This is a genomic window from uncultured Roseobacter sp. (assembly GCF_947488185.1).
Taxonomy (GTDB): Bacteria; Pseudomonadota; Alphaproteobacteria; order Rhodobacterales; family Rhodobacteraceae; genus Roseobacter.
The window spans coordinates 444,957-461,415 of the sequence record NZ_CANKYM010000003.1 but is presented as its reverse complement, the minus strand read 5'-3'; the positions used below and the strand labels follow the sequence as shown (position 1 = coordinate 461,415).

The following is a 16,459-nucleotide window of genomic DNA, read 5'->3' as shown; positions in this document are numbered from 1 at the left end:
GAGCGCAGCGGCAACATATTGACCAGACAAACGTTGGGGAAATCTCACTCTTGCCCATGGCGGCCAAGCCGTTTTAAGAGACGCCATGACCAACTACCGCCTGACCCCGCTTGCCCGATCCCTGCCCGGCACAGTACCCTTTGTCGGCCCCGAGGCCCAGGAACGCGCGCGTGCCTGCCTTTTTGATGCCCGCCTCGGCGCCAATGAGAACGTCTTTGGCCCCTCGCCCATGGCCACCCGTGCCATGGCCGAAACGCCACAGTGGATGTACGGCGACCCCGAAAGCTATGAGCTGCGCGAGGCGCTGGCCGATCATCACGGCATCCGGCCCGATATGATTGTCGTTGGTGAAGGGATCGATGGGCTGTTGGGCTATCTCGTACGGATGATGGTGGCGCAAGGTGATGCGGTTGTGACCTCGGACGGCGCCTACCCGACGTTCAACTACCATGTCGCGGGCTACGGCGGCGTTCTGCACAAGGTACCCTACAAGGACGATCACGAAGACCCCGACGCCTTGTTTGCCAAGGCAGCCGAGGTGGATGCCAAGCTGGTCTATCTTGCGAATCCCGACAATCCGATGGGCACGGCGCATGACGGGGCCGATCTGGTCGCAGCCATGGAAAAGCTGCCCGCGGGCACCCTGCTGGTGCTGGATGAGGCCTATCTGGAATGCGCGCCCGGTGGCACCGCCCTGCCTCTACCCATGGATGATCCCCGGGTCATCCGGATGCGGACCTTTTCCAAGGCTTACGGGCTTGCAGGCGCACGTGTAGGCTATGCCATGGGGGCGCCCGACCTGATTGCCGCCTTTGAGAAGGTGCGCAATCACTTTGGCATGAACCGCGCGGCACAGGCTGGCGCGGTTGCGGCCCTGGAAGACCAGACCTGGTTGCGTTCGGTGCAGGCCCGCATCGTCGCGTCGCGCCATCGCATCCGGGATATTGCCCGCAAAAACGGGCTCAAACCGCTGAACTCCGCTGCCAATTTCGTGTCCATCGATTGTGGCGGCGGGTCGACATATGCGGCGAATGTGCTGCATGAGATGGTTGCACGGGGGGTGTTTATCCGCATGCCATCAGTTGCGCCGCAAAACCGCTGTATCCGGGTCAGCTGCGGCACCCCCGCGAACCTCGACATCTTTGCGGAAGTTCTGCCCGTTGCCCTGCGAGCCGCAGAAATGAGATGACGAAAACCGCCTAATCTCTATAATTTGCGCATCGGTCAACGGACGGAATGCGCCATGGACAAACACAGACTGGGTCGCGCACCCAATTACACCAGAGCCTGCATCGTGATGTTCGGGGTCAACCTGACGTGGGTCTTGCTGTTTCTCTTCGCGATCTGGGGATTGGTCGCAGCGGTCTTCCTGGGGCTCGCCGTGAACCGCTGGCTGGACTGGCTCGACCACCGACGTCGCATGGAAGACGCGCGATGGTCGCTCCCGCCCCGACGCTAGTGTTCTGCAATCACGGCTGCGGCGGCTGAAAGCGCCCCGGCGCCATGCGGGATCTCCAGGGCTTTCATGCCGGCTTCCATCCCGCCCAGCAGCCCCATGATCATGTGACCATTCACATGACCCATATGTCCCAGCCGGAAATGCCCGTGCCAGGCCGGATCATCGCGGTCCACCATGCCCAGGCCGATCCCGAGCGTCAGGCCAAGCCGCTGTTCCGTCCAGTCCCGCAGGTTTGTCGCCAGCGGCGCGTCCAGGTGCAGCGCGGTGACCGCCCGGCTGCGATGCGATGCATTATCGATGTTCAGACGCAGGGGCCCTTCTGACGCCCAGGTCTCGCAGGCGGCCCAGATGGCGCGGGCCAGGAGGTCGTGCCGCGCCCAGACCGCCTCCATCCCTTCGGCATGGACCATGTCGAGCGCGGCGCGCAGCCCGTAGATATGCTGCGTGGGGGCCGTTCCATTCCAATACTGGTAGAAATCTTCCGGATGGGCGCGTGTGGTCCAATCCCAATAGCTGCTTACCCGTGGCAGGGCGGCGCGCACCTGCGCGGCCTTTTCGTTGAAGAAGACAAACCCCATGCCCGGCGGCACCATCAGCCCCTTCTGGCTGCCTGTGACCATGACGTCGACGCCCCAGGCGTCCATCTCAAACCGGTCACAGCCCAGCGAGGCAATGCAATCCGCCATCAGCAGCGCGGGATGGCCAGTCGCATCCATTGCGCTGCGCAAGGCGGCAATGTCGTTGCGGACGGACGTGGAGGTGTCCACATGCACTGCCAGCACGGCCTTGATCTGGTGCTCCTTGTCCGCCGACAGCGCCTCGGCCACCCGGGCCATGTCCATCGGGGCGGATTTGCCGAAATCCAGAACCGCGACCTCTGCGCCCAAGGCAGCGGCCATGCCGCCCCAACCGGTGCCAAAATGGCCGGTTGCGGGCACCAGCACCTTGTCGCCGGGCGCAAGGACGTTGGCCAATGCCGCCTCCCAGACCCCATGTCCGTTCGCGATGTAGAGCGCGACCTCTCCCTTGGTCCGCGCCACCCGTTTCAGATCCGCCACCAGATCAGGCATCATATCGGGCAGTTCCCCGGAGTAGATATTCGGGGCGGGCCGGTGCATCGCATTCAGCACCGCCTCCGGCATCACGGAGGGGCCGGGAATGGCGAGATAACCGCGTCCGGCGGGGTTTCCGGGTGATTGGGGCATAAAGGCTGTCCTTTTTACGTGGCGCAACCTTAGCCGTCTATTTCGCCCGGTCAATCAGCGAAGCGCCCGGCGTCGAAATTGACGAATTCAATGCGAATAGATCGGTCTCAGCGGCGGTAGCTTTCGGCCAGCCGTTGCGGGGAAACGCCGCTGAAATAGCGCAGCAGGGTCCAGAGGTTGCGCGCCCCGCGCCGCAGCCACCCTTGCGCGCGATATCGGGCGGCACTGGTCTCCGCCACCGCATCGATCGGCACCAGCTTGCCTTTGAGCGCGCGGGCCAGTGCGACGTCTTCCATCAGTGGCTGGTCCGGATAACCGCCCGCATCGGCGTACATTGCCCGTGGCAGCAATAACCCCTGATCTCCGTACGGCAGCCCGAGATGGCTGCGCAGGTTGGCCCAGCCTGTCACCACGCGCCCAGCCACGCCCCCATTGGCAAAGGCCAGCCGGAACCAGCCCGCCTTGCGCGTGTCCAGATGCAGGATCGCCGGGCCGACCCATCCGGAACGCAGTTGCGTATCTGCGTGCAGTACAAGAAGCCATGCACCCTGCGCCCGCGCACATCCCCGCGCCAACTGCCCACCGCGCGACGCCGAGCCGGTCACAACCTCCGCACCCCAGGCCTTGGCCACCGCAACGGTGGCATCGTCAGAGCCACCGTCGCTCACGATCAACTCGCGGATGATACCCGCCTCCAGCCCCGGCATGAGTGCTGCCAGACAGTCGCCGAGATGGGCCTCCGCGTTCAGTGTGGGGATGATCACCGAAATCGGTGCACGCATAGGTTATGCCTCTTCTTCTTTTCGGCGACACGTCTATATGTCATTGAAGGCGAAAAGAGGACCCCCCCATGACCAAACGTCGCATTCTTCAGATTTCCGGCGCTGACGCACGGGAGTTCCTGCAGGGGTTGATCACCAACGATATCGAGCGGCTGCGTGACGGGCTGGTCTATGCCGCTCTGCTCACCCCGCAGGGGAAATACATCGCCGATTTTTTTCTCGCCGCCGCGCCGGACGGCATTCTGCTGGATGTGGCCGACGGCCTTGGCGACGCGCTGACACAGCGCCTGACGATGTATAAACTGCGCGCCGATGTCACGATCACGCAAGCCCCGCTGCATTTGCACCGTGGCCTTGGAGAGCCGCCCGAGGATGGGTTTGCCGATCCGCGTCACACCGCTTTGGGCTGGCGCGCCTATCGGGATGCGCCCCAAACGGACGATGATGTGGATTGGACGGCGCTGCGGGTGGCACATCTGATCCCGGAAACCGGGGTCGAACTGACCCAGGATACCTTTATTCTCGAAGTAGGGTTTGAGCGTCTCTCCGGCGTGGATTTCCGCAAGGGATGTTACGTCGGGCAGGAAGTCACCGCGCGCATGAAACACAAGACCGAGCTGCGCAAAGGCCTGGCACAGGTCCGTATCTCCGGCGCGGCTGAGACGGGCACGGAAATCACGGCAAATGGGAAGCCGGCGGGCACCCTGCTCAGCCGCACGGAGGATGCGGGTATCGCCTACCTGAGGTTTGATCGCGCAAAAGGTGAGATGTCAGCGGGCGAAGCGACCATCACGCGCAACAATGCTTGAGGCTACGCGGGTGCCGCACCTACCCGTGCATCCCAAGCGCCTTCGGCGTATTGTGTCGCGCCTCAGGCGCGTTCCGCATATTCCATCGTTTCGGTGTTGACCACGATGTCTTCATCCTGCCCGACAAAGGGCGGCACCATGACCTTGACCCCGTTGTCCAGTACCGCGGGCTTGAAGGAATTTGCCGCCGTCTGACCTTTGACCACTGGCTCGGTCTCGACAATCTTGCACGTCACCTTCTGCGGCAGAGTCGCGTTCAGCGCCTCTTCCTCATAGAATTCGACGACGATGGTCATGCCGTCCTGCAGGAACGGACGCCGTTCGCCCAGCAACTCGGCGGGCAACTGCACCTGTTCATAGGTTTCTGTATCCATGACGACCAGCATGCCTGCGTCTTCGTAGAGGAACTGCTGGTCCTTCTGCTCCAACCGGACCCGCTCAACCTTGTCGGCACTGCGAAAGCGTTCATTCAATTTGGAACCATTTCGGAGATTACGCAGTTCTACCTGTGCAAACGCACCGCCCTTCCCGGGCTTCACATGGTCAACTTTGACCGCAGCCCAAAGGCCACCATTATGCTCCAGAACATTCCCGGGGCGGATCTCGTTTCCGTTGATTTTAGGCATATGACCGAACCGTGGCAAAAGGTTGATGAATTGTTGACGCACCCTATATCTGGCAGGTTGGGTGGTGACAAGACAACGATATCTCGTGCTGCATCTGCAGAGAGCTATGCGCACGATGCATGGAAGTCATGCAATTACGGGGTATCCGAATCGTCTGAACTCCGCCATAAGGAGCGTCATGCCGAAAGACAAGAGCAAGAATAATGGAAAGGACGACGAATGAAGGATTTCGTTGACGGCACAGCCTTCAATAACGAGCAAGGCAATCGTGCACGTAAACTTTTTGCAGCCGTGGTACTGGCTGCATTGGACGACGCCATCGCGGACGACAAGAAGTATGGCAATGGTCCTGAGCAAATCGCACGCTGGGCGCGGTCGCGCGACGGCCGCGAAGTGTTGAGCTGCGCCGGTATCGACCCCAACGAGCGGGTTGTGTCCGGACTGATGGAATTCGTGGGCAAAGGTGTCCGGACGTCTGTTGCGCTGTCGCGTGAAGAATCCGAACGTCGCAATGCTGCACAACAGGCCGAAGCTGCCTGATCAAAATTCGATCTTATGAACAAAAGCGAGCCCCGGTCGGGCGCGCTTTTGTGTTTTCAGCTGTCTGTAAAGAAGAACAACCACTGCCGCACGATCCAGATTTCGGCGAGCAGTAACAGCGTGATCAACACCAGCAATCCCCATCCGAACCTGCGCTGCCAGAGCGTGATCGCGGCCAGACTTGCTGCAACGGCCTCAACGGGTGCCAGCCACATCGCCCCATGATCGCGATCCCAATAGCTGAGCGGGCTTTCGAATACCCAGCCCGTCAGGGGCCAGAAATGCGCCCGCCCGTCATCATGATGCAGCGGAAAATCAAAGCACAGATGGAGCAGTCCCGCCCCCGTCAGGGCGATCGCCCAGGGCGCACCGCGCCAGAGTGCCACGGCAAACAGCCCGCCCCAGATCAGAAACGAGTTGTCGATCGCAAAAATCATCTGCCAGTTGTGGGAGAAGTAGAGCTCGTCAAACACGACCTGCGGAGCAATACCAAAGATGTAGAGCGCACTGCCTGCCAATAGGTACAGCGACAGATCCGGCAGCAAAGCGCCCGCAATCGCGGCCCAGACAACGGGGCGGGTGCTCTTGCGGCCCATCACAGCGGCCCCGATCAGCAAATGTGCGGGCGTGTTCATGAATGGTCCTTTTCCTTTGCGCGATCATGCGTCAGGTTGCGCCAAACATCAAAGAGGAACGCCATGGCGCGCGCCATCATGATCCAGGGCACCGGCAGCAATGTCGGCAAATCGATGATCGTCGCCGGGCTTGCGCGCGCCTATACACGCCGGGGCCTTGCCGTGCGCCCGTTCAAGCCGCAGAACATGTCGAACAACGCCGCCGTCACCGTCGATGGCGGTGAAATCGGGCGGGCGCAGGCGTTGCAGGCAAAGGCAGCCGGGATCGCACCGCACACGGATATGAACCCGGTGCTACTGAAACCGCAATCGAGCACTGGCGCCCAGATCATTGTGCAAGGCCAGGTCTATGGCCAACAGGACGCGCGGGATTTCGGGGCGGCCAAGGATCGCCTGATGCCCTTTGTGCTGGAGAGCTTCCATCGGCTGGCGGAAGGGTGCGATCTGGTCCTTGTCGAAGGCGCTGGCAGCCCGGCGGAAACCAATCTGCGCGCGCGCGACATTGCCAATATGGGGTTTGCCCGCGCGGCTGAGGTGCCCGTGGTGCTGATGGGGGATATTGATCGCGGCGGCGTCATCGCGCAGATCGTGGGCACGCAGGCCGTCCTTGACGACGCGGACCGTGATCTCATTAAAGCCTTTGCAATCAACAAATTCCGGGGCGACGCTCGCCTTTTTGATGAAGGTCGTGACGATACCTGCGCACGCACCGGCTGGCCCTGTCTGGGTGTTGTCCCCTGGTTCGAAGGCGCGGGCCGCCTGCCTGCCGAAGATGTCGCCGACCTGCCCGCGCGCGCCAGATCAGGCGGGGCTGGTCTCACTGTCGTAGTGCCGCAGCTGCCACGCATCTCCAACTTTGACGATCTGGACCCGCTGGCCGCCGAGCCGAATGTCAACGTCATCATCGCCCCACGTGGGGCTCCCCTGCCGGTCGAGGCTGACGTCATCCTGTTGGGCGGCAGCAAATCGACGCTGTCCGATCTCGCCGCCCTGCGCGCCGAAGGCTGGGATGTCGATATTGCCGCCCACGTCCGTCGCGGCGGGCACGTGCTGGGCCTGTGTGGCGGCTACCAGATACTGGGCAATTCGATTGCGGACCCCGAAGGGATCGAAGGGCCGCCGGGGGCCGCTCCCGGTCTTGGGCACCTGAACGTAGAGACTGTGCTGCACCCACGCAAGACGCTGGCGCTTAGCGAGGGAACGCACTTGGAAAGCGGCACAGCGCTCAGCGGCTACGAGATACACATGGGCGATACGCAGGGGCCGGACTGCGCGTATCCCTGGCTCAGCATTGGCGGAACACCGACTGGGGCAAGTGCCAAGAACGGCCAGATCCAGGGCTGTTATCTGCATGGGATTTTCAGCTCGGACGCGTTTCGCGCCGTCTGGCTTGCGCAGTTCGGACAGACTTCACAGACGGCCTATGACGCCCAAGTTGAGGCGACGCTGGATGATCTGGCGGATCATCTGGAAACCCACCTTGATCTGGACTCCCTGCTTGCGTTGGCTCGGCCACCGGTGATCCGCCCCTAGTCCGCCGCGCTCAGAAAGACGGATCAGTCGAGGTCGCGCGCCGCCAGGGCCCGATGGATTTCGCGGCGGACCAGCTTGCGCACATTCCGAGTGATCCGCTCGCCCAAGGCCCCTTGCAACTCGGAACGCACAATATCGGCAACGAGATCACGCAGCGCTTCTTCGTCCAGAACCTGGTCATCAATGGGACTTTTCGCAGCAAGAATTTCGGTGGGCGCAACCTCTGCGTCATCCGCCTTGTGCGCCTCGCCTATTGGTGTGCCGGTCGCATCCAGTTCCGCTGCATCTGGCCATGCCATGCCTTCGGCTTCGGTTCCGGCGTAGTCATCTTTGCTGACACCATCCGGTTCCCACTGATCCGACGTCTTCGCAATCGCCGTTTCAAGCTCTGCGATTTTTGCCGTTAACTCGTTTACGCCAAACCGCGCGGTTGCCTCGTCTTTTGTTGTTTCGGTCTCTTCAGTGGTTTCGACAGACACTGCGTCCGCATCAGAAGAAAAAACCGTCTCCTGATCTTTCGTTTCAGAAGTGTCATCAGTGCGCGTTATCGTATTTTCGGAGTCGCTATGCGCGTTTTCAGGCAGATTCACCGCATCGGCTGGCTGCAAGCGCAAGACATCGCTTTCAGAAACCCGCTGCTGCTGCGACAAGATCAATCGATCAGGCGTCTCAGGTGCCATGGAAGATACTCCTTGGACCTTGTTATCACTCACCAAACGACGGATTGAAGACAACACGTCTTCCACATCTGAATTCGAAACCGGTTTTGACATACTGCACCACGCTTACTCACTTCAACTCTACCCCTCAGGCGATTACCGCACAATGGGTCGTTATAGTTGTCAGTCTTTTTGTAATGCACGCAAAACGCGATCAAGCCGTTGGCCCTGTGCTGACGAAGGCACAGGCGCGTCTTTCACCAGATCGTAGTAAGCGCTGGGGTCATATTGCTGCACACCCAGCGAAAGATCCCGTGCAGTCAGACGCCCGGTCGCCTGCAAAACGGCGTAGGCCGCGACATAAAGGTTGGCCTGAGCCGAAATCCGGGAAGTCTCCGCATCCAGAAGCTCTTGCTCCGCATCCAGCACATCCAACGTGGTCCGGGCACCTAGCGTGGCCTCTTCCCGTACACCTTCAAACGCGATACGTGCTGCGCGAATACGCTCTTCACTGGCTTGCAAGCTGGCGCGCTGCGCGGCCAGTGAGGCATAGGCGGAACCGACATCCTGTGCGACCTGCTTGCGCACTTCGATCAGGTTGCCACGCTGTGCGTCGCGCGACGCGATTGCAGACCGGATACCGGCAGACAAAGCGCCCCCGCGATAGATCGGACCAGTCAATTCGATGCCGATGCTGCCAGAACGCGTGTAGTTGCTGTTTCCAAAGGTCTCGGACACGCCAACGGACCCCACAGCCGACACGGTCGGGTTGAGCGATGCTTTTGCACGCAGGATGTTGAGTTCCGACACCGCAACGAAATGCTGGGCTGCCCGCAGATCAGGATGGCTTTGCACCGCACGAGCACGCGCGTTTTCCACATTGCTTTCCAGTCTGGGCAGTGATGGTGGTGGCGTCAGCTGTCCAGGCGTATTGCCCACTACGCTGCGGTATTCTTCTACCGCTTGCAGAAGATCACCTTGAGCAGTTGCCAGACCACTACGTGCTTCGGCGAGGCTCGATTCCGCTTGCGCCACGTCGGTGCGGGTCACCTCGCCCACCTCAAACCGGTCCTGCGCAGCGCGCAGTTCCTGCGTCAGCAGTCTGAGGTTGTTCTGACGCAGGGACACGAATTCACGCGCGGCGACCACGTTTAGATAGGCGGACACCGCCCGCAGTAGAACGTTCTGCTCCAAGCTTATGAGCTGTTGGCGCGTGCCCAGCACGGTTTCCTTCGCCGCATCCACACCCAATGACGTTGCGCCACCATCATAAAGCAGCAGCGACGCGGCCAGGCCGACAGTGCCTGTTGTGGCTTCCAAATCGCTCACGGTGGAACCGCCGGTTGTCGTCAAAGATCGACGATCTCCAAAGTCGCGGGTCAGATCGGCGCTGTAGTTGAGAATGGGGCGTAAAGCAGCAACTGCCGCAGCCACATCTTCATCCGCTGCGCGCAGAAGAGCGCGGTTTTGTTCCAGCAACCCACTGGTCTTGTAGGCTCCCACCAAGGCGTCCGCCAATGTCTCGGCTTTCATCGGGTGTCCGACCAGAACACCCACAAGACCTGCAGACCAGGCCAGACCGCGGTAGAAGGATATCAACCGTTTCGATTTCTTCGCTTGGGCCATTTTTGTACGCCTCTTCCTGCCATTGCCCTGCCCGGGCCCCTGATTGAATTATAGTTCGAATACGTGTTCTTTTCCAAAACCTGCCAGCACCGGCGCGCCGGCGTTGAACGACATCCGCCAGGAAATTACGCCACCGTTCTTATGCCCGATGCGCACCTCACCCAGTGCACCCTGCATGAAAAGGCAGGCGACCCGACCACCATCCTTGATCTGATCCTGCAGTGTCAAAGGCAACTCGGTGATCCCACCCTGCACCAACATCACATCGTAAGGCCCATGCTGTGACGCGCCTTCGGCAAGCGGACCTACGTGCAAGATGACATTGTCCACGCCAGCCTCAGCCAGAGACTCCTGCGCCTCGGACGCCATGGTTTCATCGTCTTCGACGGCAACCACGGCTTCGGCAACATGCGCGATTACGGCAGAGGAATACCCCATGCCCGCACCCACATCGAGCACGAGCTCGTCATTGGAAACATCCAATGCATCCAGCATCTTTGCGAGCGTTCTTGGTTCGAGGATGACCCGTCCTTCACCCAACTCTAGGTTTTCGCCCATGTAGGCCGCTTCACGTTGCGCTGCCGGTACAAAGTTCTCACGTGGCACTCTCAGCATCGCATCAATGATGGGAAATTTGGTCACATCAGACGGTCTGACCTGCGTATCTACCATCATCGTGCGGCGGGCGGCGAAATCGGTCATGTGGCTAAACTCGTCCGTTCAGTTGTGTGTTTTTCAGATGTGCCACATTCATTCGGCTGCGGCAACGCTCATACGCTGTATTTTGCCGCTTTGTGGCACTTGCAGCATCATAGCTAATCGGATAGCACTTCGCGCACACCATGTAGGGCGAGTTGGCGGAGTGGTGACGCAGCGGATTGCAAATCCGTGTACACCGGTTCGATTCCGGTACTCGCCTCCATTTAAAATCAAACACTTAGCGGAAATCTTTTTTGGGTAGGATAAAAATCCCTACTCACTTGCCTACCCTTTCATGCTTCGTTCTGTTCCCGTTCCACCCCCGTAACGCATCAGGGGGAGCGGTGTGACCGCCCCAAACCGAACTACAACAGCTCTCCCCGGCTCTGCCTGGGACGTTTGGCACAAGGCGGGATTTGATTGCCGCAATACGACGCCACTTTGTAGTCTTGTTTGAAGCCGATCTTGCCGAAAGCGGTTATCTGGTTTCCGAAACCAGCAAGTATTGCGGCCCTTGAGGGGGGTGCCGAACGAATATCTCATCGCATCCGTCACTTCAGTATAGTTGTGACAAGGCGGTCTAGCCGTATCAAAACTTGGGCATCACCAATCATAAACGGGTCAGAAACGTCCTCGCTTCGAACAGGGCTTCAAGCGACGCAGGGGTGTTGAGTCTTTCCAGCAAGTCCAGTGTCTTTTGCGACGTGTCCTGTTCCATCCAGAGCGGCGACTTTTTTAGGAACGGAAAACCACATTCAAAAATATTGAACTCCGCCGTGGCATAGCTGACGCCTTTGCGGGCAGCCGCGGTGAGAATGAAACCGATCAGATCCAGTTTGGGCATGGCGGAAAGTTGTGATTCAACGCTCGCCTGGAGTTGCCGAAGCTTGCGATCATCCATGATGATCAGCATTTCCGCGATATGACGCAGCCGGGCCTCTTCGAGACTGGCAAGCTTTTCCGGTATCGTTGCAGAATCAAACGTTGCACCGTGCGTCAATCCATTGCTGATTGCCCATCGGGTCAATCCGATCTCACCCCGCCTCACAGTGCGTTTCTTGCTATTGCTGAGGGGAAATTTCTTCCAATAGCGCAGGAAGCCCGGATGAGACAGTGTCCTGCTTGAAAAGCTAAGCGCATACGAACAGTAGTGAAAATTCGGGTGGTCAGTACAATAGTCGACTTTAATACTGCGATAGCTCTCTGGATCGGGGCGGGACATTCCGTAATTTGAGGCCGCTCCAGCAAAGTCAACATTCAGTGCCTCGACCTGATCGAGCCAATCGGTCTTGTCTGTGATAGGAAACCATGATGAATCATTCAGCAAGACGAGTTGTCCTAGGCTGGCAAGTTCGTCTCCCATCGACAGCAGCCCATCCCGGTAGCCGCCAAAGTCATATCCGAAATTGGGGCGTTCAATGTAGCGATGACACAACGCCAACACACGGTTTTTGTCTGCCGGCGAAAGTGGACAATTAGAGACCACCGTCGTCGCGATATTCTTTCGCAGCAGATACCGAAGAGATCTTTCGTGTGATGCCAAAAGCCCTTTTGACGGGAACATGAGATAGACTGCCCGCCTGGGGCCGGCATCTATTTCTCCCGGCTCCTGCCGAACCCGGCCGGACAAGAAAAAGTCGTAGTAGCCCGCGCCGAACAACCACGTCGTGAACGACGCCGGAAACTTCGCTGAATTGCTCAAAAGGCGCGTCAGTTCGCGTTTGAGTTTCCATCGAGGTATCATCTTGAGCCTTTTACCGTTTACCGCCGGACAAGTGCAAACAAGTTCCGGTTGTACTTCTTACCTGCCCTCCCGGCGCCTTCTCAACCGCCGGACGGATTTGCACAAGCCCTTTTTTGTGGTGCCCCGGCTTCTGCTCGCTCCCGGCCAGAATAAAACTTCAGGCTCACGGACATCGGCAAACACGCCCAGTCACGTTAGTATTCCAAGTATCACGTTCACATCAAAAGAAGCGCTGATTTGCAACCATTCTGTCCGATGCACGGGTGAGGAACGCGTGCGCACCAAGTCATTCACACAACGGCTTAAAGGCCAAACAGCAAGTTTATGTCGACAAACGCGCCCACCGTGTATTCGGCCGGTTTCTTTGGTCAGTTGGCGATCGTCGGGCATCAACAAACATCCCCTCATTGTTGTGTATTTTGGCCTGCCAAGCCTTGACACCACACCCCGGCGCGGTCTTTCAGGGCAGCGTTTCTGGATGCTTTACAGTACCGGTAATCCCACATACCTAGGAGACAGTATGAGCAGCGACATAAAGCAAAGAGCGAAGGACGCAGTCCAGGCATCTTACGGCAAGATGTTGCGTCGGCTGCTGCGGGAAAACTTCAAACTCCAAACTCGAAATTATTCCATCGCGATCGGTGCGATGGTCGTTATCGCGATAACAACCGCCCTCACAGCCTGGATCATGGAAGACATCATCGATTCACTCGTGGAGTCATCTGAACCCGGCAGAGTTCTGTCCGTTGCCGCTGCTGTGGCATTGATCTTTACGATCAAGGGTGCTGCAACATACGTCCAGGTTGTATCACTCAGCCATGCAGGCAACAGTATTATCGCTTCGCAACAGCGCCGCCTGTACAATTGCATTTTACGGCACGGCGTTGCCTTCTTCAGCGATAGCGGAGTTTCGGACATTCTAAACCGGGTCACAAGGTCCGCGCAGGGTGCACGGACGGTTATCGAGCTCATTGTGATGGGCGCAGTCCGTGACACGCTGACACTGGTCGGTCTGATAATCGTCATGTTTTATCAGCAGCCTACGCTTTCAATGATATCTCTGATTGTTGGGCCGCTGGCGCTTTTGGGGATACGGCTGCTCCTGAAGCGCGTCGGAAACATAGTACAGGGCCAGATCGCCTCTTCGAAGGAGATCATCAAAATAATCAATGAAACATCCTCGGGCATCCGTGTGGTCAAAGCCTTCGCGCTTGAAAAACAGATGGAGGACAGGATGCGAGAGGCCGTTTCGACGGTAGAAAGCCGAACAAATGCCATGGCACGGCTGAGTGCAGCAACAAGCCCGCTGATGGAAACCCTTTCCGGTTTTGCAATCGCCGCAGTCGTCGCTTTGAGCGCGCTGAATCTTTTTGGCGAGGCCTCCACAACCGCAGGCGGCCTTATGTCTTTTGTGACGGCACTTTTGATGGCCTATGAACCGGCAAAACGCCTTGCACGCATGCGTATCAGCATTGAGAGTAATATGGTCAGTGTGGCGCTGATGTACGAAGTCCTGGATACACCAATTGCAATTGTCGAAAGCGAGAACGCCGCGGATCTGCCTGAGGGACAGGGGACCGTTTCCTTCAGGTCCGTCAGTTTTCAGTATGGCGCTGATCAGAACCAACCCGTGATCAAAAATCTCGATGTGGAGTTTGAGGCCGGCAAGACAACAGCGCTGGTCGGACCATCCGGTGGTGGCAAATCTACAGTTATCAACCTGATCATGCGACTTTATGATCCGACTGCTGGCCATATCGAAATCGATGGTTACGATCTTCGGGAAGCGACAATTGCATCCTTGCGGGAAAAGATTGCATTTGTCGGTCAGGAAACTTTCCTCTTTGATAGCAGCATCCGGGACAATATTGCGCTTGGTCGCAAGGGTGCCACGGAAGATCAGATTGCCGAGGCAGCCCGTGCGGCCAACGCGCACGAATTCATTGTGAAAATGCCGCAAGGCTATGACTCTCCAGCCGGCGAAAACGGTTCTAACCTGTCAGGCGGACAACGTCAGCGTATTGCAATTGCGCGTGCGGTCCTGCGCGACAGTCCAATTTTGCTGATGGACGAAGCAACGAGTGCTTTGGACAGTGGATCAGAGAATCTGGTCAAGGAAGCATTGCTCAGGCTTAGCGAGGGGCGGACAACAATTGTCATCGCACACCGCCTTGCGACGGTACTGAACGCACACAAGATTCTTGTTCTCGAAGACGGCCAGATAATCGAACAAGGAAATCTGAATGAATTGCTTGAACTGGATGGTGTATTCCGAAATCTCTACGACCTTCAGTACAATCAGGAATCCACGCCCAACTGACTGACGCCCGCACACAAAAGCCGAGGGGGTTACTATTCGAATTGCAGCCCTCGAACATCGCAACGTACTGTCGCACTCAAGGCCACTGACAGGCCCTTGCATAAGACGATCCCGGCAGGACACAACAATCTTCAAAAGGGTTGTGCATATGACAACCAAGAAAAACCAAATCGTTGTTTATGGTTGTTTTTTTGGTGAGCCCGAACCCTTCAACCCAACGTCTCTGGGAACCGGCGAAGAGTATGATCGCGTATTGGTCACGGATCGCCGGGATCTCAGTGTTCCCGATGGCATCAGGCTATTGCATCAGCGCTCTGATGCCCTCGGACCGCTGCATGAATCGCGGCGGGCAAAACTGATGCCGCACCTTTTTTTTCCGGAGTACACTTGGTCAATTTACGTGGACAATCGGGCTTCGCTTGTTTCCTCACCCGCTGAAATCATAGACAGAATTTCCCAACAACTCGCGGCCCCGCCGACACCCGGACGCTACCTTTTCCGGCATCAGACCAGACAATTCGTTCGAGACGAGCTGGACACCTGCTACCAGGTCGGACTTTTCAACGAGGAGACCTGGCGACTGCTACACCGAACATTTCAGTCTGTGGACCTGCCCCACATGCCTGATCTGACACAGAACACCATCATGATTCAGATGGCCGGTGACGTAAAAACAGATGAACTGAATGCCCTTTGGTTTGAGTTGTTCCTGCGCTATTGCAGGCGTGATCAATTGACACTGAATCTCGCTGAACACATCGGCCGGCAGAAATGGACGCGGTTGGATTTTCCAATGACAGAGGTGGCCGACTGGCCGGTTATTCGTGACGATCAGCGCGCGCGCGACATTCGATCCAATACAGTCGACAAGCCGCGGGCCCTGTCCTTTGCGAGAATACTCTACAAGCGTCGCAAAAACAGAATTTTGCGGAACATCCTCAAGATGAAGGAAAGCCACGGGCTGCCGTAGTCTGCAGCAACATGCAACCGATACCTGCCTTTGTTGTATAGTGGCACGTGCAGATATCTTTGAATTGCAGGCAGGAAATTCAGCCATTAAAGGACGTCGCATGAAAAGCAAAAAACTAAGAAAGCTGCGCAGCAAAGCGAGCCGCTTCGTTGGCTATCGGACCCTGATGGGCACACACGGTATATATGGCTTTGCGCATGGAAAATGCGAAGCCAACCGGATCGCGCTGGTGAACCATCTGGTCACAGTCTATGGCTACAGGCACTATCTCGAGATTGGCACACGGAACAAGTCGGACATGCACGAGAATATTCTTGCAGAGTTTCGAACATCCGTTGATCCCGACCCGACCGCCGAAGCAGACCATTGCTGCACGTCAGATGAGTATTTCAAGACGACTGCGGATACGTTCGACATTATCTTCATTGACGGGCTGCACACCGGCGAGCAGGTATACCGCGATATCAATGGCGCACTTGCAGCACTCAACCCCGGCGGCGTTATTCTGTTGCACGACCTGAACCCTCCGACGGCTTTCCATGCCCGTGAGGAATACGAGGTGAACGGCACTTTTCCATCTTGGAACGGCACAAGCTGGGAGGGATATGCGCGGCACCGTGTCGAAAGTCCGAACCTTGAAATGTATGTCGTGGATGTCGACTGGGGCGTGGGTTTTGTGCGCCCGGGCAGACAGATATGTTATTCCGGATCCGTGTCGGGATACGAAAATCTGGAGCGGGACCGTCATACATTGCTGAATCTGATAACCGTCAGGGATTTTCTTCAGCGCCACCCGAAAGCACGTGTGCCCTATTCGCCGCTCGACCCATTGATTGCACGCTCCTGAACCAC

Annotated in this window: 16 protein-coding genes and 1 tRNA gene; 9 read left to right on the top strand and 8 right to left on the bottom strand. The window is 58.0% G+C overall.

Going from position 1 to position 16,459, the window contains the following annotated elements; genetic code table 11:
* The first annotated feature begins 85 nt into the window (after nucleotides 1-85).
* Both Q1A52_RS13430 and Q1A52_RS13425 read left to right on the top strand, forming a co-directional pair.
* Complete coding sequence (locus Q1A52_RS13430; RefSeq protein ID WP_300016163.1) at nucleotides 86-1,189, top strand: pyridoxal phosphate-dependent aminotransferase; 1,104 nt, start codon at nucleotides 86-88, stop codon at nucleotides 1,187-1,189.
* Between the two features lie 54 nt (nucleotides 1,190-1,243).
* Entirely contained in the window at nucleotides 1,244-1,459 is a 216-nt protein-coding gene (locus Q1A52_RS13425) for a hypothetical protein (RefSeq protein ID WP_300016160.1), read from the top strand.
* Here the strand turns inward: Q1A52_RS13425 and Q1A52_RS13420 are convergent.
* Nucleotides 1,456-2,664: an aminotransferase class V-fold PLP-dependent enzyme gene (locus tag Q1A52_RS13420; RefSeq protein WP_300016157.1), complete on the bottom strand. Its 1,209-nt coding sequence runs from the start codon at nucleotides 2,662-2,664 to the stop codon at nucleotides 1,456-1,458. The two genes, Q1A52_RS13425 and Q1A52_RS13420, sit on opposite strands and share 4 nt — an antisense overlap.
* Before the next feature lie 107 nt (nucleotides 2,665-2,771).
* Nucleotides 2,772-3,446 carry a TIGR04283 family arsenosugar biosynthesis glycosyltransferase gene (locus tag Q1A52_RS13415; RefSeq protein ID WP_300016155.1) on the bottom strand — a complete coding sequence of 225 codons (675 nt, stop codon included), beginning with the start codon at nucleotides 3,444-3,446 and terminating at the stop codon, nucleotides 2,772-2,774.
* A 68-nt stretch (nucleotides 3,447-3,514) separates the two neighbouring features.
* On the opposite strand from Q1A52_RS13415, the gene Q1A52_RS13410 reads away from it, so the two are divergent.
* Nucleotides 3,515-4,255, top strand: a complete 741-nt coding sequence (locus Q1A52_RS13410) for a folate-binding protein (protein WP_300016152.1) — start codon at nucleotides 3,515-3,517, stop codon at nucleotides 4,253-4,255.
* A gap of 62 nt (nucleotides 4,256-4,317) precedes the next feature.
* On the opposite strand, the gene efp is transcribed toward Q1A52_RS13410, so the two are convergent.
* A complete protein-coding gene (efp, locus tag Q1A52_RS13405; RefSeq protein ID WP_195818737.1) occupies nucleotides 4,318-4,881 on the bottom strand; it encodes an elongation factor P in 564 nt (187 codons plus the stop codon).
* A gap of 219 nt (nucleotides 4,882-5,100) precedes the next feature.
* Between efp and Q1A52_RS13400 the strand changes: the two genes are divergently transcribed.
* Complete coding sequence (locus Q1A52_RS13400; protein ID WP_089420757.1) at nucleotides 5,101-5,421, top strand: DUF6280 family protein; 321 nt, start codon at nucleotides 5,101-5,103, stop codon at nucleotides 5,419-5,421.
* 56 nt (nucleotides 5,422-5,477) lie between these two features.
* Here the strand turns inward: Q1A52_RS13400 and Q1A52_RS13395 are convergent, their stop codons facing one another.
* The gene (locus Q1A52_RS13395) at nucleotides 5,478-6,056 is read right to left on the bottom strand and encodes a cobalamin biosynthesis protein CobQ (RefSeq protein ID WP_300016149.1); all 579 of its coding nucleotides are present in this window, start codon (nucleotides 6,054-6,056) and stop codon (nucleotides 5,478-5,480) included.
* 63 nt (nucleotides 6,057-6,119) lie between these two features.
* On the opposite strand from Q1A52_RS13395, the gene Q1A52_RS13390 reads away from it, so the two are divergent.
* Nucleotides 6,120-7,589, top strand: a complete 1,470-nt coding sequence (locus tag Q1A52_RS13390) for a cobyric acid synthase (protein WP_300016146.1) — start codon at nucleotides 6,120-6,122, stop codon at nucleotides 7,587-7,589.
* 23 nt (nucleotides 7,590-7,612) lie between these two features.
* Here the strand turns inward: Q1A52_RS13390 and Q1A52_RS13385 are convergent, their stop codons facing one another.
* From Q1A52_RS13385 to Q1A52_RS13375, 3 genes are all read right to left on the bottom strand, one after another.
* Complete coding sequence (locus Q1A52_RS13385) at nucleotides 7,613-8,269, bottom strand: hypothetical protein (protein WP_300016143.1); 657 nt, start codon at nucleotides 8,267-8,269, stop codon at nucleotides 7,613-7,615.
* Between the two features lie 162 nt (nucleotides 8,270-8,431).
* Complete coding sequence (locus Q1A52_RS13380) at nucleotides 8,432-9,874, bottom strand: TolC family outer membrane protein (RefSeq protein WP_300016141.1); 1,443 nt, start codon at nucleotides 9,872-9,874, stop codon at nucleotides 8,432-8,434.
* A 48-nt stretch (nucleotides 9,875-9,922) separates the two neighbouring features.
* The gene (locus Q1A52_RS13375; RefSeq protein ID WP_300016139.1) at nucleotides 9,923-10,576 is read right to left on the bottom strand and encodes a protein-L-isoaspartate O-methyltransferase; all 654 of its coding nucleotides are present in this window, start codon (nucleotides 10,574-10,576) and stop codon (nucleotides 9,923-9,925) included.
* A gap of 146 nt (nucleotides 10,577-10,722) precedes the next feature.
* Here Q1A52_RS13375 and Q1A52_RS13370 point away from each other — a divergent pair.
* A tRNA-Cys gene (locus Q1A52_RS13370) sits at nucleotides 10,723-10,796 on the top strand.
* A 387-nt stretch (nucleotides 10,797-11,183) separates the two neighbouring features.
* Here the strand turns inward: Q1A52_RS13370 and Q1A52_RS13365 are convergent.
* Nucleotides 11,184-12,317, bottom strand: coding sequence for a rhamnan synthesis F family protein (locus tag Q1A52_RS13365; RefSeq protein ID WP_300016137.1), 1,134 nt, complete (start codon nucleotides 12,315-12,317; stop codon nucleotides 11,184-11,186).
* Nucleotides 12,318-12,837: 520 nt separating this feature from the next.
* Between Q1A52_RS13365 and Q1A52_RS13360 the strand changes: the two genes are divergently transcribed.
* The 3 genes from Q1A52_RS13360 to Q1A52_RS13350 all read left to right on the top strand — a co-directional run bounded on the left by Q1A52_RS13360 (nucleotide 12,838) and on the right by Q1A52_RS13350 (nucleotide 16,454).
* On the top strand, nucleotides 12,838-14,637 hold the full coding sequence (locus Q1A52_RS13360) for an ABC transporter ATP-binding protein (protein ID WP_300016135.1): 1,800 nt from the start codon (nucleotides 12,838-12,840) through the stop codon (nucleotides 14,635-14,637).
* Nucleotides 14,638-14,785: 148 nt separating this feature from the next.
* Nucleotides 14,786-15,607, top strand: a complete 822-nt coding sequence (locus Q1A52_RS13355; protein ID WP_300016133.1) for a glycosyltransferase domain-containing protein — start codon at nucleotides 14,786-14,788, stop codon at nucleotides 15,605-15,607.
* A 100-nt stretch (nucleotides 15,608-15,707) separates the two neighbouring features.
* Nucleotides 15,708-16,454 (top strand): class I SAM-dependent methyltransferase, encoded by a 747-nt coding sequence (locus tag Q1A52_RS13350; RefSeq protein WP_300016131.1) that lies wholly within the window; start codon nucleotides 15,708-15,710, stop codon nucleotides 16,452-16,454.
* Nucleotides 16,455-16,459: the final 5 nt, after the last annotated feature.